This window comes from Ochrobactrum sp. SFR4, from assembly GCF_019730395.1.
Taxonomy (GTDB): domain Bacteria; phylum Pseudomonadota; class Alphaproteobacteria; order Rhizobiales; family Rhizobiaceae; genus Pseudochrobactrum.
The window spans coordinates 1-271 of sequence record NZ_JAAPBB010000782.1 but is presented as its reverse complement, the minus strand read 5'-3'; the positions used below and the strand labels follow the sequence as shown (position 1 = coordinate 271).

Genomic DNA, 271 nt, shown 5'->3' with positions numbered 1-271 from the left:
GCCACCGGCGTTTTAAACTGGTGTGACACAGTCGTCAGAAATCCCTTATAAATCTCATTGGCTTTTTTCTCATTTTTTAGCGCCACGCTCAAAGCGTTAGTGCGCTGTTCAACGATTGCTTCAAGCTCTTCCTGATAGCGGAGCAACTCCTGATTAGCGCGATTAGCCGAATTAATATTGACGATGAGCAACCATGACAGCAATCCGCCCACCGTTGTCAAACCGAGGACTGCCGCTGTGAACAGATAAATAATCTGCAATTGCCGGTCGC

Annotated in this window: 1 pseudogene; it reads right to left on the bottom strand. The window is 47.6% G+C overall.

The window, feature by feature from the left end:
* Positions 1 to 271 (bottom strand): annotated as a pseudogene (locus HBA93_RS21215) (sensor histidine kinase); the annotation flags it as partial.